The sequence below is a fragment of the Alcaligenes sp. NLF5-7 genome (genome assembly GCF_024266725.1).
In the GTDB taxonomy this organism is placed as follows: Bacteria; Pseudomonadota; Gammaproteobacteria; order Burkholderiales; family Burkholderiaceae_B; genus Alcaligenes; species Alcaligenes phenolicus.
Genome location: NZ_CP100755.1, coordinates 925,710 through 947,219, shown reverse-complemented (window position 1 = coordinate 947,219; position 21,510 = coordinate 925,710). Strand labels below are relative to the sequence as shown.

Genomic DNA, 21,510 nt, shown 5'->3' with positions numbered 1-21,510 from the left:
CCTTGCGCATAGCGCTAACTGGAGAATGAAGTTGCAACTTGAGAATGTGAAACTGGCCGTCATCGGCTTGGGATATGTCGGTTTGCCTTTGGCTGTAGAGTTTGGCAAAAAGCGTTCCGTTATTGGTTTTGACATTAACGCGCGTCGTGTCGCCGAACTCAAGGAAGGGGTAGACCGCACGTTGGAGGTCGAGAGCGAAGAACTGGCCCAGGCCAGTGGCTTGAGCTACTCCTGCGAGGCCGATGAACTGGCCCAGGCCAATGTGTTCATTGTGACGGTGCCCACGCCTATCGATGAATTCAAGCAGCCTGATCTGACTCCTCTGGTCCGCGCTTCCGAGACCATCGGTAAAGTGCTCAAGCGTGGTGACATCGTGGTTTACGAGTCCACGGTTTACCCCGGTGCGACCGAAGAAGTGTGTGTGCCTGTGCTGGAGCAAGTGTCGGGACTGCGCTTTAACGAAGATTTCTACGCGGGGTACAGTCCGGAGCGTATCAATCCAGGCGACAAGGAACACCGCGTCTCCACAATCAAGAAAGTCACTTCCGGCTCGACCCCTGAAGTCGCTGAATTGGTCGACGCCTTGTACCGCGAGATCATTGTGGTGGGTACCTTCAAGGCTAGCTCCATTCGTGTGGCAGAAGCGGCCAAGGTGATTGAGAACACCCAGCGCGACGTGAATATCGCCCTGATCAACGAATTGGCTCTGATCTTCAACCGTCTGGGCATCGATACCCTGGACGTGCTGGAAGCGGCGGGCACCAAGTGGAACTTCCTGCCTTTCCGTCCTGGTCTGGTGGGTGGTCACTGCATTGGCGTGGACCCGTACTACCTGACCCACAAGGCGCAAGCCATTGGCTACCACCCCGAGATCATTCTGGCTGGCCGCCGTCTGAACGACTCCATGGGCGGCTATGTGGCCTCCCAACTGGTTAAAGCCATGACCAAGCGCCGCATTCAGGTGCAAGGTTCGCGCGTCTTGTTGCTGGGTCTGGCCTTTAAAGAAAACTGCCCGGACCTGCGTAACACCCGTATTGTCGATATCGTGCATGAACTCAAGCAATACGATGTTCACGTAGATGTATACGATCCATGGGTTGACCCTAAAGAAGCGCAACATGAATACGGTATTACTCCGGTCGAGACTCCTAAAGCGGGTGAGTACGACGGGGTGATCGTGGCTGTAGCCCACAAGCAGTTCAAGGAACTGGGTGTGGAAGGTGTGCGCCAATGGGGCAAGCCCGAGCATGTGCTCTACGACTTGAAGTATGTGTTTGATCGCGAACAATCCGATCTGCGTCTTTAATTTTGGAAAGCATTATGAGCGCTGCATTTGAACAGGCGAGCCAGCAACTGCGTAATCAGCCTAAAACCTGGCTGGTTACGGGTTGTGCCGGCTTTATCGGTTCCAACCTGCTGGAAGCCCTGCTGAAAATGGATCAGCAGGTGGTAGGTCTGGATAACTTTGCAACCGGCCATCAATACAATCTGGACGAAGTGCGCGATCAGGTTGGTGCCGAGCGCTGGGCTCGTTTTCGCTTTATTGAAGGCGATATCCGCAATCTGGATACCTGTCGCGAAGCTGTTAAAGGCGTGGACTATGTGCTGCACCAGGCCGCTTTGGGGTCGGTGCCTCGTTCCTTGAACGATCCGCTGACTTCCAATGAGGTCAACGTGAACGGCGCCTTGAACGTGATGGTGGCTGCGCGTGACGAACAGGTTAAAGCCTTTGTTTATGCGGCTTCCAGTTCCACCTATGGCGACCATCCCGGTTTGCCCAAGGTGGAGGATACGATTGGTCGTCCACTGTCTCCCTACGCCGTCACCAAGTTCGTGAACGAGCTGTATGCGGACGTGTTTGCCCGTGCCTATGGCTTTTCCAGCGTGGGCCTGCGTTACTTCAATGTATTTGGCAAACGTCAGGACCCCAATGGTGCTTACGCTGCGGTGATCCCCAAATGGGTATCGGCCATGATCCAGAACCAGGATGTGCAAATCAATGGGGATGGCCAAACCAGCCGCGATTTCTGCTTTATCGACAACGTTATTCAGATGAATATCCTGGCCGCCGTGCAGCAAAAACCTGCTGTGGCCGAAGTCTATAACGTGGCCGTCAATGCTCGCACCAGTTTGAACGAGCTGTTCGAGCACTTGAAGCAGACCTTGAGTGCAAATGGTGTGAACTACACCAAACAGCCCATCTATGCGGACTTCCGCGCGGGCGATGTGCTGCACTCTCAAGCCGATATCACTAAGGCTCGCACCCAATTGGGTTACGAGCCGACTCACACGATTTTGCAGGGCCTGAATACAGCTATGCCCTGGTACGTGGCGTTTCTGAGTTGATTTGGGCCAGCCTGAAAGCACGTCTGTCTAGTTTGCATGACGACCACCGTCGCATCGCCCTGGGGGCGATGCGGGTGGCGTTTTTTCTGTTGCTGGGCAAGGCAGCGGGCGCTTTCAAAGAAATGGCGGTGGCTTATCGCTACGGTGTGAGCGATGTAGTCGATGCCTATCAGTTCACGATGGTCATGGCCAATTGGCTGCCAGTGACAATCGTTGGCTCCATGTCCGTTGTGCTGATTCCCGTTCTGGTGCGCTTGCATCGTCTGGAACCGGCAGCGCGCAGCCGTTTTCTGGGTGAACTCAAGGCCTGGTGCATTGTGCTGGGCTGCGTGCTGGGTGCATTGATCTGGATTAGCTGGCCCTGGGTGCTGCAATGGACGGGACAGGGTTTAAGCCCTGCAGTCCATGAAATGAGCCAGGAACTGCTGTTTGCCTTTGCGCCAGCGGCGGTTCTGACCCTGATGATTGGCCTGAGTGCCGCCCGTTTGCGGGCGCATGAGCGTCATATCAACACCTTGCTGGAAAGTGTTCCTGCCTTTGTCATCCTGATCTGGGTGCTGGCCGCAGGCGCCAATGCTGGCATTGGCCCCTTGTTGTGGGGCACCTTGCTGGGCATGACTATCCAGGCCGTGTGGCTGATGATTCTGGCTTCTCGGGCTGATCAGATCTGGGCTCGTCCCACGATCAGCTTGCGTGCCGAACAGTGGCCAGATTTGCTCAAGGCCGCCACCATCATGCTGGTGGGGCAGGTTGCCATGAGCTTTGTCGGCCCTATCGACCAATATACGGCGGCCAATCTGGGCGCGAATGCCAACGCGACCTTGGGTTATGCCACGCGCTTGCTGGCCCTGGTTCTAGGTGTGGGGGCGGCCTCTGTAGGCCGTGCTGCCTTGCCTGTGCTGGCTGATATTCAAAGCCGGGGCGATAACGCCCGTGCTCGTTCCATGGCCTTGAAATGGTCGGTCATGATGTTGGCGGCTGGTGGAGTAGCGGCGGCCATCGGCGTCCTGCTGGCTCCTTGGGGCGTGGCACTGCTGTTTGAGCGTGGCGCGTTTACCGCGCAGGATACGGCCACCGTCGCCCAGGTTTTTAGCTGGGGACTGGTGCAACTACCTTTTTATTTTGGGGTGCTGATTCTGGTGCAGCTATTGGCCAGTCAGAACCGTTATAAATCCATGGCAATTATTGCCGTGATCAATTTTTTGGTGAAAGCGGCCCTGAACCCGATTCTGGCGGCGCGCATGGGCCCGTCGGGCATCATGCTGGCGACCAGCCTGATGTATGCGGCTTCTTTCACTTGTTATTTCATCTTGGCCTTGAGGCCAGCCAGTGCCTTCGCATCTGGTTCGCAGGAATAGGAAAACGTGCACAGTCATTCGGGAGTTCGCCCTCATATCATGCTGCTTATCCACTCTTTGGGTGGGGGCGGGGCAGAACGTGTCGCCGTCGATTTAAGCGCAGCCTGGGTGGCGCGCGGCTATCGAGTGTCTCTGGTGACGCAGGCCGGCCGTGACAAAGACGCGTATACCGTAGCAGAGGGCGTAGAGCGCCACGTGCTGGGAACGGCAGGCAGCAGTCGTGGCCGCCTGGATGCCTTGTGGAAGAACTGGCGGCGCGTGAGCCGGGTGCGATCCCTGATACGCAAGACCAAACCCGATGTGGTTCTGGGCATGATGACCACTTCCTCGGTACTGGCCATTTCTGCCGCCAAGGGCTTGCCCTGCAAGGTGATTGCTACCGAGCATACGCATCCGCCCTCTCAGTCCTTGTCCTCTTTCTGGCAAAAAGCCCGTTTGCGTACCTATCCGCAAGCTCATGCCGTGATCGCGCTGACTGCTGGTACTGCAGACTGGTTGCGCGAGCATGTGCCCGGCAGCCAGGTTCAGGTAATTCCTAATGCCGTACGCTGGCCTATGGATAGTGCCGAGCCTGTCGTGCCGGTGCCCGAACTGCCAGAAGGCCGCAAACGTTTGCTGGCTGTGGGGCGACTGCACCCGGTTAAAGGGTTTGACACCCTGATCGAATCCTTTGCCATGTTGTCCAACTATTTCCCGGACTGGGACTTGGTGATTCTGGGCGAAGGTGAGCAGCGTGCTCCTCTGGAAGCACGAATTGAAGAGTTGGAGCTGCAAGAGCGGATTCAGCTTCCCGGCCGCGTCGGCAATATGGCGGACTGGTACGAGCAGTCAGATCTGTATGTACTCAGCTCCCGCATGGAAGGCTTGTCCAACAGCCTGCTGGAAGCCATGGCCAGCGGTTTGACCGCTGTTGCCTTTGATTGCGATACCGGCCCGCGCGAGATTATCCGCGCCAATATTGACGGCGTCTTGGTACGCCCGATTGAAGACGTGGAAGCCCTGGCAGCCCATTTATCCGACCTGATGTCCAACGACGACAAGCGCCAGCGATTGGCGCGCCGCGCCACGGATGTGCGCGATCGTTTTTCCTCGGCCCGAGTTCTGGCGCTATGGCAGCAAGTGTTGGAACAGTGCTTGCGTCGGCCTTAAAATGGCGCTTTGCCTAGTGCCAGCAGGCCCAAGCTACCCGGTCGATGAGCCCACGGAGGCCCAGTGAATATTCTGTTTTTCGTCAGCTCCCTGAACGCAGGCGGCGCCGAGCGCGTCGCTTCCACCCTGGCCAATGCCTGGGGTTTGCGGGGCGATCAGGTCACCCTGGTGCCTACTTATAGTGGAGGAGGCAGCGCCTTTTACCCTATTGACTCCAAGGTGGAACTGGTGTGGCTGGCCCATCGCATGCGCCGTAGCTGGTTGCCCAAACCCTTGGCCAAGCTGCGCGCCATGCGCAAGCTGGTGCATGAAAAACAGCCTGATGTCATCGTGTCTTTTCTGACCAATGTGAATATCAATGTGTTGCTGGGGCTGGGCGGCATGGGCGTCCCTATTGTGGTGGGTGAACGCACCAACCCGGCCTTTAGCAGCAGCGCAGGCAAGCTGTTGCAAAGCCTGCGCCGCCGTCTGTACCCCAAGGCGCAGGTAGTGACTGTGCAAACCCGAGCCAGTGTGGCGGCGTTCCAGGCCATGGTGCCGGGCATGAAGCAGGTCATGGTGGTTCCCAACCCCTTGCCGCAGGCCTTGAATGCCGTGCAGCGCGAGGTGCGGGTGGAGGAGAACCGTCACTGCACCTTGATGGCCATGGGGCGTCTGGTGCCCTCCAAACGTTTTGATGTCTTGATCCGCGTATTTGCAGGCCTGGCCGCCGAGCATCCGGAGTGGAAATTGAAAATCTGGGGCGATGGCCCGCAGCGAGCCCAATTGGTGCAGCAGATTGCCATGTCCGGCGCGGGCGACCGTATCGAACTGGCCGGCAAAACCGCTGAGCCCTGGCAGGAAATGGCGCGCTCCCATGCCTTTGTCATGACTTCGGAAGTAGAGGGTTTTCCGAACGTGTTGCTGGAAGCCATGGCCATGGGCCTGCCCGCCGTGACGGTTGATTGCCCCAGCGGCCCGCGCGAAATCAGTTCCGATGGCAAGGATGCCCTGCTGGTGCCGGTAGGGGATGAAGGTGCCTTGACTGCCGCCCTGGCCGAGCTGATGGGGGATGGCGTCTTTCGGGGCGTCTTGGGCCGTCGTGCCGCTGCAGCGGTGCGTCAGCGTTATGAACTAGAGCAGGTTTTGCTTAACTGGGACCAGGTCTTTCAGGCCGCCCGTGGCGGTATCGAAGAGGGAGCCAAAGCATGAGTGCAATGCAGCCAAGGTCGTTCAATCAGGACACAGACGCCGTGGATGACAAGCTGGAGAAAGTAACGCCGCCCTTGCGAGTCGTGCATATTATTGCGGGACTGGGGCAGGGTGGGGCAGAAACCGTCTTGTTCCGCTTGGTGACAGCACCCGGTCAAGATACCGAACATATTGTGATTTCTCTGGGCGAGGAAGATGTTTTCGGGCCGCAACTACGGGCTGCAGACATTCCTTTGTACTGCCTGCACATGCACTCGCCGCTGGGCTTTTTGAAAGGTCTGCGATCGCTGACGCGTTTGCTGCGCGATTTGCAGCCCGATGTGGTGCAGACCTGGATGTATCACTCCGATCTGATCGGTGGTGCCGCAGCGCGACTGGTCGGCATTCCGGCTGTGTCCTGGGGTATTCGTAACTCGGGCGCGAATCTGTATCAAGGCAGCCCGAAAGCTCGTATGGTGGCCTGGCTGTGCGCCCGCCTGTCACGTTTTATTCCCAATTTGATTGTGTCCTGCGCAGAAAATGCCGCCCGACGTCACAAGCAGTGGGGTTATCGTGCGGACATCATGAAAGTGATTCCCAATGGCTACGATCTAAGCCGTTGGCATCCTGACCCGCAGGCACGTGAAGAAGTGCGCGAAGAATTGGGCCTGTCACTGAATACGCCTGTCATTGGCAGTGTGGCCCGCTGGAATCCGCTTAAAGATCATCCCAATCTGCTGGCCGCCTTAGCTCGCAGCCTGCACCGTCATCCAGGCTTGCGTTGTCTTTTGATTGGCGATGGCATGGACAGTAATAACGAAACCTTGATGCGCTTGCTGGATCAGCATCAGTTGCGCGAGAGCGTCATCCTGATGGGACGACGCAGCGATGTCCCTCGCCTGATGAATGCGCTGGACGTGCATGTCTTGTCCAGCTCGGCAGAAGGCTTTCCCAACGTGGTCTGCGAAGCAATGGCTGCGGGGGTGTCCAATGTGGTCACCGATGTGGGTGATGCTGCCTTGATCGTCGGTAATGAGGGCTGGATTGTTCCCCCCAGCAATGCTGAAGCTTTGGCAGGCGCGATCAATAGCGCGGTGGATGAACTGGGTGCGCCTTCCTGGCAGGCTCGTCATGAGCATGCGCGTGAACGGGTTGCCCGCCTGTTCTCCCTGGAAGGCATGGTCAAGAATTACACGCAGGCCTGGAAGACCTTGACGGCGCAGTATCCCCCCAAGCGCAAGCGCAGCCGTCAGGCCTTGAGTGCCTTGACGGACGAAACCAGCAAGAAAACGCGCATGCTGATGTTCGTGGTCAATAACCCCGCTTTTTTCCTGTCACATCGTTTGCCTTTGGCGCAAGCCGCTCAACGTGAGGGTTATGACGTGCATGTCGCCACCATGGACGGCCCGGCGGTTGCCGAGATCGAGCGTCACGGCCTGCATCACCATGCTTTGCCCATGACACGCAGCGGGACCAACCCATTGCAAGAGCTGCACACCATTTGGGCTCTATGGCGCTTGTTTCGCCGTGAGCGTCCGGAGCTGGTGCATGCGGTCACCATCAAGCCGGTTCTGTATGGAGGGATTGCAGCGCGACTGGCCGGCGTGCCTGGTTTTCTGGCCGCTGTATCCGGGCTGGGCTATGTATTTACCAAGCGCGACAAGTCCTTTGATCCGGTGCGCTGGATTGCCCTGCAGCTTTACCGCATTGCCTTGGGACATCCGAATAGCCGCGTGATTTTCCAGAACAGCAATGACCGTGATGTCTTGCTGGAAGACCGTGTTGTCAAACGCGATCAGTGCGTCCTGATTCGTGGCTCAGGCGTGGACTTGAATCAGTTTCAGGCTTTGCCGGAGCCCGAAGGCCCGCCCGTTGCCCTGATGGTATCGCGCCTGCTGGTAGATAAAGGTGTGCGTGAGTTTGTTGAAGCTGCACGCATCAGCGCTGCTCAAGGTAGCCCGGTTACATGGGTACTGGCTGGCAGTCCCGACCCCGGTAATCCGGCCAGTATCAGCGATCAGGAGTGGCAGAGCTGGCAAAAGCAGGGCGTGGTGGAGTGTCTGGGCGAACGTAGCGATATTGCGCAGCTTTACGCTCAATCACACATTGCCGTGCTGCCGTCCTACCGTGAGGGCCTGCCTAAGTCCTTGGTAGAAGCCGCAGCCTGCGGGCGCGCGGTGGTTACAACGGATGTACCCGGTTGCCGTGATGCCATCGAACCTGGAGTAACGGGCGTGCTGGTGCCAGTACGTAATGCACAGGCTTTGGCGGCGGCTGTGATGGACTTGGGTGAAGATACGGCCAAGCGGCAAGCCATGGGGGCGGAAAGCCGCCGTTTGGCTGAAGAGGCTTTTGATATAGGCCGTATCAGCGAGGCTCATCTGGATCTGTATCAGTATTTGAGCCGTTAAGGCTTTGGCTGCCTTGGTCCTGGGCCAAGGCATAAAAAACGGGCTGAACTGCTTGCTGTGACTTGGGGTTGAATCCAAGGTTTCAGAGGCAGTGCAGCTCTTTTTTTATCGCTGTGCTGCCCCAAGGCTAGTCGTCCCGGTAAAAAGTGCCCCCTTGGGGGGCAGCAAGCCAAAGTTGCCGCGTGGAGGCATTTTTATACTGCGCTGGAGACTAGAGACTAGAGACTAGAGACTAGAGACTAGAGACTAGAGACTAGAGACCAGCGAGCAGGGATCTGGGTATGAGTGCACTTCCACGGCTTTAGAAAGGCAATGCTGCATCCGGCTTCAAAGCCAGCAGTGCCGCCCGGAATTCTCCCTGGATCCGATCCAGCGCCTCTTGGGACTGGGCCTCAAAACGCAGCACAATCACTGGAGTGGTATTGGAGGCGCGAGCCAGACCGAAGCCGTCCGGGTACTCGGCACGTACACCATCAATCGTGTTGAGCTGATTGGAACTGGGGAAACGGCCTTCTTTTTGCAGGCGGGCGATCAAGGCATGAGGCTCGCCTTCGGCCAGCGGCAGTTTCAGTTCCGGTGTGGACAGGTCTTGCGGCAAGGCTTCCAACTCTGCCGTCGGGTTGTCACCGCGCGAGAGAATCGCCAGCAGACGTGCGCCTGTGTACAAGCCATCATCAAAGCCGTACCAGCCTTCCTTGAAGAACACGTGGCCGCTCATTTCGCCCGCTAAAGGGGCACCCGTTTCGGCCAGTTTGGCCTTGATCAGCGAATGGCCGGTTTGCCACATCAAGGGCTCACCCCCGGCCTTGGCAATTTCCAGAGCGACGTGGCGGCTGCATTTCACGTCAAAAATAATCGTGGAGCCAGGTTCGCGCTGCAAAATATCGCGGGCGTACAGAATCAACTGACGATCAGGCCAGATGATCTGACCCGTTCGAGTCACCACACCCAGGCGGTCGGCATCGCCGTCAAAGGCCAGACCCACTTCGCAGTCCGTGTTTTGAACATGGGTGATCAGGTCTTGCAGGTTGTGCGGCTCGGCCGGGTCCGGGTGGTGATTGGGGAAGCTGCCGTCTACATCCTCAAACAGCATGTCCACTTCGCAACCCAGGGCCTTGAACAGGCGAGCAGCCACGACGCCCCCCACGCCGTTGCCGCAGTCCAGGGCGATTTTCATGGGACGGGCCAGTTTGACACGTTCGGCGATGGTGCTGACGTACTGGTCCAGCAAGTCCTTTTTCTCGCCGGTGCCTGCTTGAGCCGCAGGCTCAATACCGGCTTGCATGCGTTTCATCAGGCCCTGGATATCCTGGCCGTGCAAGGTCTTGCCGGCCATCATCATCTTGAAGCCGTTGTAGTTGGACGGATTATGGCTACCTGTGATGGCTACGCCCGAGCCGGTTTCCAGTACATTGGCCGCAAAATAGACGACGGGAGTAGGAACCATGCCCAGATCGACTGTGTTGATTCCGCCTGCCTGGATCCCTTGTTGCAGGGCACGAGACAAAGCAGGGCTGCTGTGGCGGCCGTCGTAACCCACTACCAGGGTTTGCACGCTTTGTTCACGGGCCAAGGCCGCCAGGGCCAGTCCTAATTGGTAGGCGAAGTCGGGATTCAGTTGCTCGGGAACGGTGCCCCGAATATCGTAGGCTTTGAATACAGCGGTCGGTAGAGCGGGAATGTGGGTCACTGTCGCGTCCTGAACGAATACACAAAGAAAGAAGTTTAGCGCGAATGCCACCGGCTTTCGTGAGTTACCATTAAGAGCTGTAGCGCGACAGCAAGAGCGCCTGATTGTTTTTCTTGAGTGGCTTGGGTCATGACTTTTCTGAACGAACTTGAACAGCGTATTGGTCAGCAACATGTGCTGACAGGACAATCCATGCAGCAGTACCTGGAGGATTGGCGTGGACGCTATACCGGTACTGCCTTGGCGGTGGCCCGGCCTGCAACGACGGAAGAAGTGGCCCAGGTTGTGCGTCTATGCGCGCAGCACCGCGTGCCCATCGTCCCTCAAGGCGGCAATACCGGTTTGTGCGGGGGCGCAACGCCGGACAACAGCGCCACTGCGCTGGTGCTGTCTTTGGAGCGCCTGAACAAGATTCGCAGCGTGGATACCGACAACGACACCATGGTGGTGGAAGCAGGCTGCATTTTGCAAAATGTGCAGCAGGCCGCCCGCGATCATCAGCGTCTGTTCCCCTTGAGTCTGGCCGCAGAAGGCAGCTGCACGATTGGCGGCAATCTGGCCACCAATGCAGGCGGTACGCAGGTTTTGCGTTACGGCAATGCTCGCGACCTGACCCTGGGACTGGAAGTGGTGACTGCCCAAGGTGAAATTCTGCATGGGCTGCTTGGGCTGCGCAAAGATAATACCGGTTACGACCTGCGCAACCTGTTTATTGGTAGCGAAGGCACCCTGGGTATCATCACCGCCGCGACCATCAAGCTGTATCCCCAGCCTGTAGCAGCGTGCACCGCTTTGCTGGCATTGAATACGATTGAAGATGCCGTTCAGGTGCTGGCATTGGCCCGTCAGGGTCTGGCGGCGTCCTTGACCGGCTTTGAGCTGATTGCAGGCAATTGTCTGCAAGCCGTGCTGCATTGCTATCCCGATCAACGTATGCCTTTCCAGGGCCCGGCTGAAAAAGCAGCCTGGTATGCCTTGCTGGAGCTGTCTGATAGCGAAAGCCTGGAGCATGCCCGCGAGCGTTTTGAAAGCGTGATCGGTCAGGCTCTGGAGCAAGATCTGGTGCAAGACGCCGTTATCGCCGAGACCATCGCACAAAGCAAGGCGCTCTGGCATTTGCGTGAAAGCATTCCACTGGCAGAGAAAGCCTATGGGAAAAGCATCAAGCATGATGTGTCCATCCCTGTGTCTGTGATGTCCCAGTTCGTGCACGAGACGGACAAGGCTTTGCAAGAAGCCTTCCCGGGTCTGGAAAACGTGACATTCGGGCACTTGGGTGATGGCAACCTGCACTACAACGTCGCGCGCGGCACGGCCTTCACGGAGGAAGAGCTGCTGAAGCGTCAGGACGAGATCTATGCGCTGGTCCATGACAGCGTGCACCGTTTCCATGGCTCCATCAGTGCCGAACATGGCGTAGGCCAGCTCAAGCGCCAACTGCTGCCCCGTTATAAAGACCCGGTTTCCCTGGCCTTGATGAAGCAGATCAAGACGGCGCTGGATCCTTTGGGGATCATGAACCCCGGTAAAGTATTGCCCGACTGATTGAAGCTACTTGGTGTGTAGATGTTTTTTCGTCCTTATATCGTTGCCAGTGCCGTTTTTTTTACTGTTTTGGGAATCGTTGCGGCAGTGACGATGGGTTCAGCAACGGACCTGTCACTCAGTGCCTATTTCTATGACCCACAAGTCCAGGATTTTTCCTGGCGATTGCAGCCTTTTGTCGATTTGTTCGGGCGCAGGCTGGTGTGGTTCGTTCCTTTTGGCGGCGCAGTGGTATGGACGATCGTGGCCTGGCGGCAGCCCAAGGGTTCCCGCCGCCAACTGGCTTGGGCGGGGGCGGCTTTCTTCATGGGTAGTGGCCCGTTAATGGTAGGCGTCCTGAAACATCTGACCGCCATGCCAAGACCCTTTAATCTGGCCATGTTTGGCGGTATAGAATCCATGCCCACCTACTTCTGGGCGCATTCCTGGGCTGAGGCAGGCAATGCCTTGCCCAGTGCTCATGCCGCATCCGGCTTTGTGCTCCTGTCCCTGTTCTTTGTGGGCGTCATGACAGGCTGCCGAAAATTGGCCGCCGGGGGCTTTGTGCTGGGTATTAGCGCCGGTTTGCTGTTCGGCTTTCTACGCATCATGCAGGGCTACCATTTTCTTAGCCAGGTGCTGGCTTCAGGCGCTGTGCTGGGGCTGTATGGCTGCGTTCTGTTTTATATCCTCTGGTCTTGGGCCAGACATAAGCAATTGCCTGCCTAGTGGCTCTATGAATCTGCAAAAGGGGAATTCAAGTCCCTTTTTTGTTTTTGCGAGCCTGTTTCTATAGGTTTTACGTAACAACACCCCGAAGCCAGGTAGCGGCTGCGGGGTGTTGTTCACAAGCAAGCGTCTCTTGCCAATCAGACCTTCGCAGGTTTTGGTGCCTTGAACTTAAGGCACGGCAGGCAATACTCGACCGGCACATTCACCAAAAGACAGGGTCGGGTAGCCATCTTGACGGCACAGGCCTTTCAAAATGATCTCGTCCTGATCTTCCAGGAATTTACGCTGTTCGCCCCAAGGCAGGTCGATGGGGTTTTTGCCGCCCTGGTTCATTTCCAGCAAGGAGCCTTCCTGACCCTTGGCCGGGCCGGACAAGGTGCCGGTGCCCAGCAGGTCTCCAGTTTGCAGATTGCAGCCGTTGACGCTGTGATGGGCGACCAATTGGGCCACAGTCCAATACGCTTCCTTGAAGTTGCTGCGCGAGAGCAAAGCGGGGTCTTTCTTTTGCTGGCGAGACTGTTCGGTGCTCAGGTACACCTCCAGTTCCACGTCCAGAACGCCACTTTCCTGGTTGGTCTGATCCTGCAAATAAGGCAGAGGCTGGGGATCAGACTCGGGGCGGCTGAAGGGGCGACGGAAGGGAGCCAGGGCTTCCAGTGTCACTACCCAGGGGGAGATCGTCGAGGCAAAGTTCTTGGCCAGGAAGGGGCCCAGAGGCTGGTATTCCCAGGCTTGCAGATCGCGCGCCGACCAGTCATTGAACAGGCACAGGCCAAAAACGTGCTCGTCTGCCTGAGCGATAGGGATACGGCGACCGGCTTCGTTGCCTTTGCCAATCAGAATGCCCATTTCCAGTTCGAAGTCCAGGCGTTGGCAAGGACCAAAATTGGGCTGCTCTTGCCCTTCGGGTGGGCGGGTCTGGCCGACGGGTCGTGGGAATTGCTGGCCGGACACACCGATGCTGGAGGCACGGCCGTGGTAGCCAATGGGTACCCACTTGTAGTTGGGCAGCAAGGGCGCATCAGGGCGGAACTGTTTGCCCACCGCCGTTGCGTGGTGCACGGAAATATAGAAATCGGTGTAGTCCCCAATTTGGGCGGGCAGGGCGTATTCCAGCTTGCTGCGCTCGATCAGCATGGGGCGCAGGCGCGACTCGGCTGAGGAGCCTTGGCGCAAGTCATGTGACAAGGCGGTACGCAGCGCGCTCCAGTATTCCTGGCCCAAGGCCATCAGGCCGTTCAGTGCAGGTTTGACGCAAGCGGCCAGGGCGTCGGCGGCTTTGCCGTGCCAGGGGGTATCGCAGGCCAGCAGGCCCAGGTCCAGCGCGTAAGGGCCGATAGCCACCATGACGCGGAAGTCTTCCTGACTGTCACGGCGACGGGCCACGGCAAAGGGCAGGTTCTGGATGGGGAAACCGTTATCGGCCTCGTTGGCGCCGGGCACCCAGCTTTGCAGCTTGGGGTCGTGAGTGTCATTCAGATAAGGTCGGGTCATGCCTTTTGTTCCGTAGAGAAGTGTTTTTCCAGTCCGTCCCAGACGGCATCGTAATTGGCTTGCAGGCTGCCGCTTTGCAAGGCCTGTGGCGAGGGGCGGATGACTTTGCGGGTCTCGAACATAAAGGCCATGGTACCGCGCAGATAGTCTGCCTTGCTCAAGTCCGCACTGCTGGCCTTGTCAAAGGTGTTGGCATCGGGGCCATGCGGGCTCATGCAATTGTGCAGGCTGGAGCCGCCGGGTGCAAAGCCATCGGCCTTGGCATCGTACACACCTTGGATCAGGCCCATGAATTCGCTGGCGAAGTTACGGTGGAACCAAGGGGGGCGGAAGGTGTTTTCCATGGCCAGAATGCGTGGCGGGAAAATAGCAAAGTCCAGGTTGGCCGTGCCGGGTGTGTCGGAGGGCGAGGTCAATACGCTGAAAATGCAGGGATCGGGGTGATCGTAGCTGATCGAGCCGATCACATTGAAGTCACGTAAATCGTATTTATAGGGGGCGTGCGTGCCATGCCAGGCCACGACGTCCAAGGGCGAGTGCGTCAGTTGCGCAACCCAGAAGCCGCCTGTGAATTTGGTGACCAGCTCATGCGGCTCGCTGACATCTTCGTACCAGGCTACCGGTGTTTTGAAGTCGCGGGCATTGGCCAGGCCGTTGGAGCCGATCGGACCCAGTTCGGGCAAACGCAGAGGAGCGCCGAAGTTTTCCAGCAAGTAGCCACGGGCCACATCGTCCAGCAACTCTACCTTGAAGCGGACGCCACGCGGCATGACGGCAATCTCGCAAGGCTCGATTTCCATGATGCCCAATTCGCTGACCAGACGCAGGCGGCCCTGTTCAGGCACGAACATCATTTCGGCGTCGGCGTTGTAGAACACGCGCCGACCCATGGACTGGTTGATGGCGTACAGATGGATGGCAACGCCGCTTTGCGAATCGCTGCTGCCATTGCCTGCCCAGGTATGGACACCAGCCAGAAAATCGGTCGGCTTGCTGGGCAGATTCAGCGGGCTCCAGCGCAGGCGATTGGGGTTGGCCGGGCCTTGACCATAGTCTTCATTCCAGTGGGGAGCGCCTTCAAATGCCGTAAATGCTCCTTGCTTGGCGCTGGGGCGAATGCGGTACAGCCAGGAGCGGCGGTTATCGGCGCGTGGCGCGGTAAAGGCCGTGCCGGACAACTGCTCGGCATACAGCCCGTAAGGGCAGCGCTGCGGCGAGTTGCGTCCCAGTGGCAGCGCACCGGGCAGAGCCTCGGTGGTAAAAGCGTTACCAAAACCAATCTGATAATTCAAAGAGCTCATTAGGGGTCTCCAGATTCAGGCAGCCTGCTCCAGGCAGGTCTGGCGGGCGGCGTCCAAGGCTTGCTTGATCACATCCAGCGAGCCGACATGATTGCACAGCAACAGCACCAAAGCGGCATTCATGGCATGACTTTGTGCTGTGCTCAGGCCTTGGTGGGCATCGATCAACATTTGGTAGAAATCGTCAGCCCGTTCCAGGGGGGTATCGGTATTCAGTGTAGACATGAAGCACTCTCCAGGAAATGGCCACAGGCTTTGTGCAAGGCTGCCTGGACAGCTTGCCCATCCAGATGACGCCAGCGGGCGCACAGGTGTTGATCGGGGCGAATCAGATAGCAGGAACCGGGTTGGGCGTCGTAACGCTGGCGCAGCATATCCTGGCTGTCGATGATCTCTTTCTGGGCCTGGGTAGCGCTGGTGCCAGCAGGCCAGACACGCAGGCGGGTCAAGAGACCTTGGGCGACCAGTTCGTCTACCACTTCAGACTGGCTGGCCTGGCCTTCGCCAAACTCCAGCAGGGTGAAGCCGCTGCCCAATTGACCCAGCCACCAGCCTTGCTGACCGTTTTGTTCTATAGGTGCATCGGGGACGCAGGCTCCTAGCGGTGTGGCCGTGGCGGAGAACTCGTGTGTGTCAGCCGTATTCAAGGGGCTGTCTGGGTAGGCGCTGGGCAAGGACAGGCGGCCGCTATTGACCAGTACACGGGCAAAGGCGTGGCGACGCGCCAGAATCAGGGCCGCATCACGGAACAGGCGGCTGACTTCGCTTTTAGGCGTGATGAAATCTGTTGAACGGCTGGAATGGCGAATGTTCTCGTCTGCAGCCAATTCACGTTCATGGCTGTAGCTGTCCAGCAGGCTGTCGGGAGCCTGGGCATTCAGAACCAGATTCAGCTTCCAGGCCAGGTTGTCGGCGTCCTGGATACCGCTGTTGGCGCCGCGTGCGCCAAAAGGCGAGACACGGTGGGCCGAGTCTCCAGCAAACAGAATACGGCCATGGCGAAAGCGCTGCATGCGCTCGCAAGCAAAGGTGTAAATGCTGACCCATTCCAGCTCAAAGGGGGCGTCGGCACCCAGGAGGGCACGAATGCGGGGCAGCACGTTTTCTGGTTTGACGGCTTCAACCGGGTCGGCATCCCAGCCCAATTGGAAGTCGATACGCCAGACGTTGTCCGGCTGGCTGTGCAGCAAGACAGATTGATTGGGGTGGAAGGGCGGGTCAAACCAGAACCAGCGCTCGGCGGGGAAGTCGGCTTGCATGCGCACGTCTGCAATCAGGAAACGGTCCTTGAATACGCGTCCGCTGCTGCTTTCACCCAAAGCACGGCGAATGGCCGAGCGCGAGCCGTCGCAGGCCAGCAGCCATTCTGCTTCCAGGGTGTAATTGCCTTGCTGGGTTTCTATATCCAGATGCACGCCTTCTGCCTGATTCACCACGTTCAGCACTTTATGGCCGGAACGCAGTTCGATCAGGGGCTGAGCGCAGACTGCTTCGTAGAGATAACCTTCGCAGTAATACTGCTGCAAATTGATAAAGGCGGGGCGCTGGTGGCCTTCTTCGGGCCGCAAATTGAAGCTCCAGACTTCCTGATTGCGGAAAAAAACCTTGCCCACATTCCAGGACACACCTTTGTCCATCATGCGCGAGCCCACGCCCAATCGATCCCAGATATCCAGGGTGCGTTTGGCAAAGCAAATGGCCCGTGACCCTTTGGACAGCGTGGTGTCGTCGTCCAGAATCACGACCCGGTGGCCTTTGGCCGCCAGATCCAGGGCCATGGTCAGCCCCACCGGGCCGGCACCCACCACCACAACGGGGTGGCGGGCATGGGTAGCCGGTGGGGGCGCTTGCGTCAGCTCCAGGGTCTGGTAATTAATGTCTCCCATTTTCTTTCTCCCTGGCCTTGCGTCTTACTGACCTTCGAGTTGTTTCCACATCTCCAGATCGCGTTCGGCGGTCCAGATGCGTGGGTCTTCGTGGCCGTTGACTTCGTCGTAGGCACGGGACACGTCAAAGGGCATGCAGTGATCAAAAATGACCCAGTCTGCGTAGCGAGGCTTCATGAAATCGTAGGTTTCGCGGTAAATGGTCTTCAGATCTTTACCGGCTGCCGCGCCTTGCTGCACGCTGGAGTACAGGTCTGTCAAAAACGCGCGCGTGCCGGCCAGGGCCTGACGCACTTCGGTGGCGTTTTTCAGTGCCGGGCCACGGCCAGGAACCATTTGTTCAGCTTTGAAGTCTCCCAGACGGTCCAGTGTGCGGGGCCATTCGCGAAAGTAGCAGTCGCCTGCGTACGGGGTGGATTGGTATTCCACCAGGTCACCGGCGAACAGTATTTTCTGCTTGGGTAGCCAGGCGATGGTGTCGCCCTTGGTGTGGCCACGACCCACTTGCATCAGGTGTACTTCCAGATTGCCCAGGTCCACCGTCATATGACCTTCAAAGGTCATGGTGGGCCAGGTCAGGCCGGGAGGAATGGATTCGGCGTTGCGGAACAGGCGGGGGAAACGGCCGATTTCGCTGGCTTTGTCCTGCTCGCCACGTTCCACGATCAGGTCGTAGGTGTCGCGGCTGGCCAGGATTTCCTGGGCGTTGTAGGCCGAGGCACCCAGCACCCGTACGGCGTGGTAGTGCGACAGCAAGACATACTTGATGGGTTTGTCGCTGACTTCGCGGATGCGGCGGATCACGTCTTCAGCCATGACAGGCGTGGCCTGGGTGTCGATCACCATAATGGCCTCGTCACCAATGATGATGCCCGTGTTGGGATCACCTTCAGCCGTATAGGCGTAGGCGTTGTCGGACAGTTTTTCAAAGGCAACGACTTTGTCTTCCAGGTCGTTATGCGAGGCGAAGGACTTGCTCATGAAAATGACTCCACAGTCGATAGGGATGGTGTCAGATTAGTTTATGGTGAATCAGTTAGATATAGGTGAATACCTGAATAGGGTAGGCTTAGTTGGAAAAAAAGCAGACGAGCGCCTGCCTGCCGGAACCGGCATCAGACGCTGTCAGAAAAAAGGGGGAGGGTTTAGCGGCGCTGGCAGCGCGAGCAGTAATAGGTCGCGCGTTGGCCTTGGACTATCCGTTTGATAGGCTGTTGGCAGCGTGGGCAGGGTTTGCCGGCACGCTCATACACATTGGCGTGAATGTCGAAGTAAGCGCCCGGTTCACCACTTGCATTGACGTAATCGCGCAAGGTGCTGCCCCCGGAGTCCAGGGCGGATTGCAAGGTGCTCAAGATGGCCGAGTGCAGTTTTTCGCAACGATGCAAGGAAACTTCACCGGCGGGCAGTTCGGGGTGAATACCGGCCAGGAACAAGGATTCGGAAGCGTAGATATTGCCGACTCCCACCACAATCTTGCCGCCCAGCAGGGCCTGTTTGATGGCGACGCGCCGCCCTTGCAGATGTCGGTGCAGATACTCGGGGGTGAACAGGGGGTCGAAAGGCTCTACGCCTAAAGTACGTAGCAAAAGGTGGTTTTCCAGAGGGCCGTCCCTATGGGCATGCCATAATATCGCACCAAATCGTCGTGGGTCGTGCAGCAGGAAGCGGGCCTCATCAAAGATCCATTCCGCATGATCATGCTTGCGGCGTTCTTCATCCAGATCCACACGACGCAAGGAGCCGGACATTCCTAAATGGACGATCTGGACACCTTGTTCAAAATGCAACAACAAGTATTTGCCTCGACGCGTGCAATTCCGGACGACCTGGCCTTCAATCCATTGCGGCAAAGAGGCAGGCACGGGCCAGCGCAGACGGGGCTCGTGAACCAGGAATTGTCGGACATTTTTTCCCTGGATAACCGTCGCAATTCCGCGACGAGTTGTTTCAACTTCTGGCAGTTCAGGCATGGGGGGGTGATACCATCAACAAATCTGATTCCTTTATTGTGCCATCGGGCGTTTTGTCGCGCGTATCAGGGCACGGGTTTTTCTGGATGAATGCTCTGACCTTAGCACTAAAGCTGGGCCTGATGTCGTTGCTTGCAGCGGTTTCGGTGCAAGCCCAACCCTCACTTCCCATACTCAAGGCGGAGCCGCCTGCTGACAAGATTCGTTTGCGCAGCGGGCAATTGCCTTTGGTCAGCCTGACTTCGGACATTCTGTATCGCATTCTGGTTGCCGAAGTGGCTGCTTCGCGTGGTGAATACGACGTTGCCAGCCAGACTTTCCTGTCTTTGGCGCGTGACACCAGCGATCCTCGCCTGGCTCAAAACGCCTTTCAATACGCCATGGCCGACCGTGATTTGGGTCGTGCGCTGCGTGCCGCTAAAGAATGGGCCTTGCTGGCCCCGAATGATCCCGAAGCTAAAGCAACGGCTCTGGCCCTGGAAGCCTCCAGCGGTCAGACCGAAGGCTTGGCCGATGCCTTGTGGCTGCGTATCTCTCGCGCCCAGGATAAAGAGCAGGCCGTGGTCCAAGCCATGAGCATGGTCAGCAAGATGGTGGATCGCCGTTTGGCGCTGGAAGTGCTGGACAAGGCCTTGCAGCAACCCGTGCGCTCCTTGCCCATAGCCCGTCTGGCCTTGGCGGATACCGCCTGGAGTGCCGGGGACATGAGCCGGGCCGAGCGCGAAGCACGGGAAGCCCTGAAGCTGGACCCGCATTCCGAAGCCGCCGCGCAGCGCGTGCTGGAATACGGTATCAAGATTGATCCTTCGGCTGCCTTGCAAAGTGCACGTATCTTTGTGCGAGCCAATCCGGATAGCCGCAAGTTGCAACTGCTGCTGGCCAACCGTCTGGTAGAGCGCCAGCAGTTCGACGAAGCCCAATCCATCGTCAGCGCCTTGCAACGCGCCAATCCTGAAGATTTTGATCTGCTCTACACCCAGGCCGAAATTCATATTCGTGCCCAGGAGTTTGACCAGGCCCGTAAATTGCTGGAGCAATACATTGCGGTCCAGCAGCAGCGCCGCCAGTCCTTGAACGACGCCGTCAACACGGCTTTGGCCAGTATTTCTGAAGCCCGCTTGTCCTTGGTGCAAATTGCTGAAGCTCAGGGCGATATGAACGAAGCCATTCGCCAGCTGGACTTGATTGAAGAGCCTGCGCTGCGTTTCCAGGCCCAGATTCATAAAGCCGTCCTGCAAGCCCGCCAAGGCAATCTGCCGCAAGCACGTCGTACCCTGGAGAACTCTCGCCCACGCGACATGAGCGAGCAGGTCGTTGTGGCTTTGACGTATTCCTCTATCTACCAAGACAGCGGTCGTACGGACCAGGCTCTGGAAGTGCTGGAGCGGGCGGACCGTGAGTTGCCTGATAGCGCCGAGATCAAATACAACCTGGCCATGTTGTACGAGCAGCGCGCCAAGCACGACAAGTTTGAAACCTTGATGCGTCGTGTTATTGAGCTGCGCCCGGACCATGCCAATGCGTATAACGCCTTGGGCTACACCTATGCGGATCAGAATCGCCGTCTGGACGAGGCCCAGGATTTGCTGGAACGAGCCATGGAGCTGGAGCCGGACAATCCTTATATTCTGGACAGCGTGGGCTGGTATCTGTTCCGTGTTGGCGATCTGCAAGCCGCGCTGGAATACTTGCAGCGTTCCTACGAGCGTCTGCCTGAAGCGGACGTTGCCGCCCACCTGGGTGAAGTGCTGTGGGTCAAAGGCCGTCGTGATGATGCCATGCTGGTCTTTCGGGCTGGCCTGAGCAAAGACCCCGAAAACCGAACTCTGACAGAAACCATCAAGCGTCTGGGAGTACCCCTGCCGTGAGTATCTTGAAACAGCGGGCTTGGACCCGAGCAGGGGCTTTGGCCCTGGTTGCTTTGCTCAGTGCTTGTGCGACACCGCCCAAATCTGACCTTGGCAGCGTTACGGATGCGTCGCAAGAGGCAAGCGCCTTGTCTCGTTCAGGCCGTTTTGCGCTGAGCGTGACTCATTCCAGCTCGCAGGTCGAAGCCGTGCAGGGGGGCTTTTCCTGGCGCGACGACGGCCAAAAGCTGATGCTGGATTTGAGCAATCCTTTGGGTAATACCTTGGCGCGAGTCTGGGTGTTACCGGGGCGCGCCATTCTGGAACGCACAGATGGTAGTCAGGAAATGGCCTCCCATCCCGATGCCCTGGTTGAACAGGTCTTGGGCAGTCCTGTTCCTGTTGCAGGCTTGCGTGACTGGCTGCATGGCCTCACGGGTAGTGCCCCGGTTCAAAGCGAACGCCGGGATGACCAGCAAAAGCTAAGCAGTTTCGAGCAGTCCGGCTGGCGTGTGACGCTCTCGCGTTACGACGAACAAGGCCCGCGCCTGCTGCAATTGAATCGTCATGAAGCCAACCGCTCCATCAGCGTGCGCTTGGTCGTGGATCAGTAAAGTCCCGAGCAGGTT

The 21,510-nt window shown here is 57.9% G+C and carries 17 protein-coding genes and 1 pseudogene; 11 read left to right on the top strand and 7 right to left on the bottom strand.

Features of this window, described 5'->3' with window-relative positions:
• Positions 1-31 precede the first annotated feature (31 nt).
• The 7 genes and pseudogenes from tviB (at position 32) to MID00_RS20665 (ending at position 8,434) form a co-directional block, all read left to right on the top strand.
• A complete protein-coding gene (gene tviB, locus MID00_RS04445) occupies positions 32-1,306 on the top strand; it encodes a Vi polysaccharide biosynthesis UDP-N-acetylglucosamine C-6 dehydrogenase TviB (protein ID WP_026485039.1) in 1,275 nt (424 codons plus the stop codon).
• A 14-nt stretch (positions 1,307-1,320) separates the two neighbouring features.
• Complete coding sequence (locus MID00_RS04440) at positions 1,321-2,346, top strand: SDR family oxidoreductase (protein WP_022983250.1); 1,026 nt, start codon at positions 1,321-1,323, stop codon at positions 2,344-2,346.
• Positions 2,343-3,704: a murein biosynthesis integral membrane protein MurJ gene (gene murJ / locus MID00_RS04435; protein WP_083054172.1), complete on the top strand. Its 1,362-nt coding sequence runs from the start codon at positions 2,343-2,345 to the stop codon at positions 3,702-3,704. The genes MID00_RS04440 and murJ overlap by 4 nt, the downstream gene beginning before the upstream one ends.
• Before the next feature lie 39 nt (positions 3,705-3,743).
• Complete coding sequence (locus MID00_RS04430) at positions 3,744-4,853, top strand: glycosyltransferase family 4 protein (RefSeq protein WP_009461099.1); 1,110 nt, start codon at positions 3,744-3,746, stop codon at positions 4,851-4,853.
• A 63-nt stretch (positions 4,854-4,916) separates the two neighbouring features.
• On the top strand, positions 4,917-6,044 hold the full coding sequence (locus MID00_RS04425) for a glycosyltransferase family 4 protein (RefSeq protein ID WP_254499764.1): 1,128 nt from the start codon (positions 4,917-4,919) through the stop codon (positions 6,042-6,044).
• Positions 6,041-7,063, top strand: a pseudogene (locus MID00_RS20670) (glycosyltransferase); the annotation flags it as partial. The gene MID00_RS04425 and the pseudogene MID00_RS20670, both read left to right, overlap by 4 nt.
• A 255-nt stretch (positions 7,064-7,318) precedes the next feature.
• Positions 7,319-8,434, top strand: coding sequence for a glycosyltransferase family 4 protein (locus tag MID00_RS20665; RefSeq protein ID WP_368044564.1), 1,116 nt, complete (start codon positions 7,319-7,321; stop codon positions 8,432-8,434).
• Between the two features lie 301 nt (positions 8,435-8,735).
• Here MID00_RS20665 and MID00_RS04415 read toward each other — a convergent pair whose 3' ends face one another.
• On the bottom strand, positions 8,736-10,124 hold the full coding sequence (locus tag MID00_RS04415) for a phosphomannomutase/phosphoglucomutase (RefSeq protein ID WP_254499762.1): 1,389 nt from the start codon (positions 10,122-10,124) through the stop codon (positions 8,736-8,738).
• 129 nt (positions 10,125-10,253) lie between these two features.
• Here MID00_RS04415 and MID00_RS04410 point away from each other — a divergent pair, with 129 nt between their 5' ends.
• On the top strand, positions 10,254-11,669 hold the full coding sequence (locus MID00_RS04410) for an FAD-binding oxidoreductase (protein ID WP_009461095.1): 1,416 nt from the start codon (positions 10,254-10,256) through the stop codon (positions 11,667-11,669).
• A gap of 93 nt (positions 11,670-11,762) precedes the next feature.
• The gene (locus tag MID00_RS04405; protein WP_235332480.1) at positions 11,763-12,377 is read left to right on the top strand and encodes a phosphatase PAP2 family protein; all 615 of its coding nucleotides are present in this window, start codon (positions 11,763-11,765) and stop codon (positions 12,375-12,377) included.
• Positions 12,378-12,548: 171 nt separating this feature from the next.
• On the opposite strand, the gene fahA is transcribed toward MID00_RS04405, so the two are convergent.
• From fahA to mutM, 6 genes are all read right to left on the bottom strand, one after another.
• Positions 12,549-13,874 carry a fumarylacetoacetase gene (fahA, locus tag MID00_RS04400; protein WP_254499761.1) on the bottom strand — a complete coding sequence of 442 codons (1,326 nt, stop codon included), beginning with the start codon at positions 13,872-13,874 and terminating at the stop codon, positions 12,549-12,551.
• Positions 13,871-15,175, bottom strand: coding sequence for a homogentisate 1,2-dioxygenase (gene hmgA / locus MID00_RS04395; RefSeq protein WP_254499760.1), 1,305 nt, complete (start codon positions 15,173-15,175; stop codon positions 13,871-13,873). The genes fahA and hmgA overlap by 4 nt, the downstream gene beginning before the upstream one ends.
• A gap of 15 nt (positions 15,176-15,190) precedes the next feature.
• Positions 15,191-15,400 carry a DUF2783 domain-containing protein gene (locus MID00_RS04390; protein ID WP_009461092.1) on the bottom strand — a complete coding sequence of 70 codons (210 nt, stop codon included), beginning with the start codon at positions 15,398-15,400 and terminating at the stop codon, positions 15,191-15,193.
• Positions 15,388-17,061, bottom strand: a complete 1,674-nt coding sequence (locus tag MID00_RS04385; protein ID WP_009461091.1) for an FAD-dependent oxidoreductase — start codon at positions 17,059-17,061, stop codon at positions 15,388-15,390. Before MID00_RS04385 ends, MID00_RS04390 begins: the two co-directional genes overlap by 13 nt.
• A gap of 24 nt (positions 17,062-17,085) precedes the next feature.
• The gene (locus tag MID00_RS04380) at positions 17,086-18,042 is read right to left on the bottom strand and encodes an MBL fold metallo-hydrolase (RefSeq protein WP_009461090.1); all 957 of its coding nucleotides are present in this window, start codon (positions 18,040-18,042) and stop codon (positions 17,086-17,088) included.
• A gap of 164 nt (positions 18,043-18,206) precedes the next feature.
• Positions 18,207-19,034, bottom strand: a complete 828-nt coding sequence (mutM, locus tag MID00_RS04375) for a bifunctional DNA-formamidopyrimidine glycosylase/DNA-(apurinic or apyrimidinic site) lyase (protein ID WP_009461089.1) — start codon at positions 19,032-19,034, stop codon at positions 18,207-18,209.
• Positions 19,035-19,156: 122 nt separating this feature from the next.
• On the opposite strand from mutM, the gene MID00_RS04370 reads away from it, so the two are divergent.
• Together MID00_RS04370 and lolB are read left to right on the top strand one after the other, a co-directional pair.
• Positions 19,157-20,902, top strand: a complete 1,746-nt coding sequence (locus MID00_RS04370; RefSeq protein WP_230940630.1) for a tetratricopeptide repeat protein — start codon at positions 19,157-19,159, stop codon at positions 20,900-20,902.
• Positions 20,899-21,495 carry a lipoprotein insertase outer membrane protein LolB gene (lolB, locus tag MID00_RS04365; protein ID WP_254499759.1) on the top strand — a complete coding sequence of 199 codons (597 nt, stop codon included), beginning with the start codon at positions 20,899-20,901 and terminating at the stop codon, positions 21,493-21,495. The genes MID00_RS04370 and lolB overlap by 4 nt, the downstream gene beginning before the upstream one ends.
• Positions 21,496-21,510 lie beyond the last annotated feature (15 nt).

Excerpts from the sequence above, each read along its gene's own strand:
- MID00_RS04380 (WP_009461090.1), bottom strand. The coding sequence starts at position 18,042 with ATGAGCAAGTCCTTCGCCTCGCATAACGACCTGGAAGACAAAGTCGTT.
- MID00_RS20665 (WP_368044564.1), top strand. The coding sequence starts at position 7,319 with ATGCTGATGTTCGTGGTCAATAACCCCGCTTTTTTCCTGTCACATCGT.
- hmgA (WP_254499760.1), bottom strand. The coding sequence starts at position 15,175 with ATGAGCTCTTTGAATTATCAGATTGGTTTTGGTAACGCTTTTACCACC.
- MID00_RS04405 (WP_235332480.1), top strand. The coding sequence starts at position 11,763 with ATGGGTTCAGCAACGGACCTGTCACTCAGTGCCTATTTCTATGACCCA.
- MID00_RS04385 (WP_009461091.1), bottom strand. The coding sequence starts at position 17,061 with ATGGGAGACATTAATTACCAGACCCTGGAGCTGACGCAAGCGCCCCCA.
- MID00_RS04440 (WP_022983250.1), top strand. The coding sequence starts at position 1,321 with ATGAGCGCTGCATTTGAACAGGCGAGCCAGCAACTGCGTAATCAGCCT.
- fahA (WP_254499761.1), bottom strand. The coding sequence starts at position 13,874 with ATGACCCGACCTTATCTGAATGACACTCACGACCCCAAGCTGCAAAGC.
- MID00_RS04390 (WP_009461092.1), bottom strand. The coding sequence starts at position 15,400 with ATGTCTACACTGAATACCGATACCCCCCTGGAACGGGCTGACGATTTC.
- MID00_RS04370 (WP_230940630.1), top strand. The coding sequence starts at position 19,157 with ATGTCGTTGCTTGCAGCGGTTTCGGTGCAAGCCCAACCCTCACTTCCC.
- mutM (WP_009461089.1), bottom strand. The coding sequence starts at position 19,034 with ATGCCTGAACTGCCAGAAGTTGAAACAACTCGTCGCGGAATTGCGACG.
- MID00_RS04430 (WP_009461099.1), top strand. The coding sequence starts at position 3,744 with ATGCTGCTTATCCACTCTTTGGGTGGGGGCGGGGCAGAACGTGTCGCC.
- MID00_RS04410 (WP_009461095.1), top strand. The coding sequence starts at position 10,254 with ATGACTTTTCTGAACGAACTTGAACAGCGTATTGGTCAGCAACATGTG.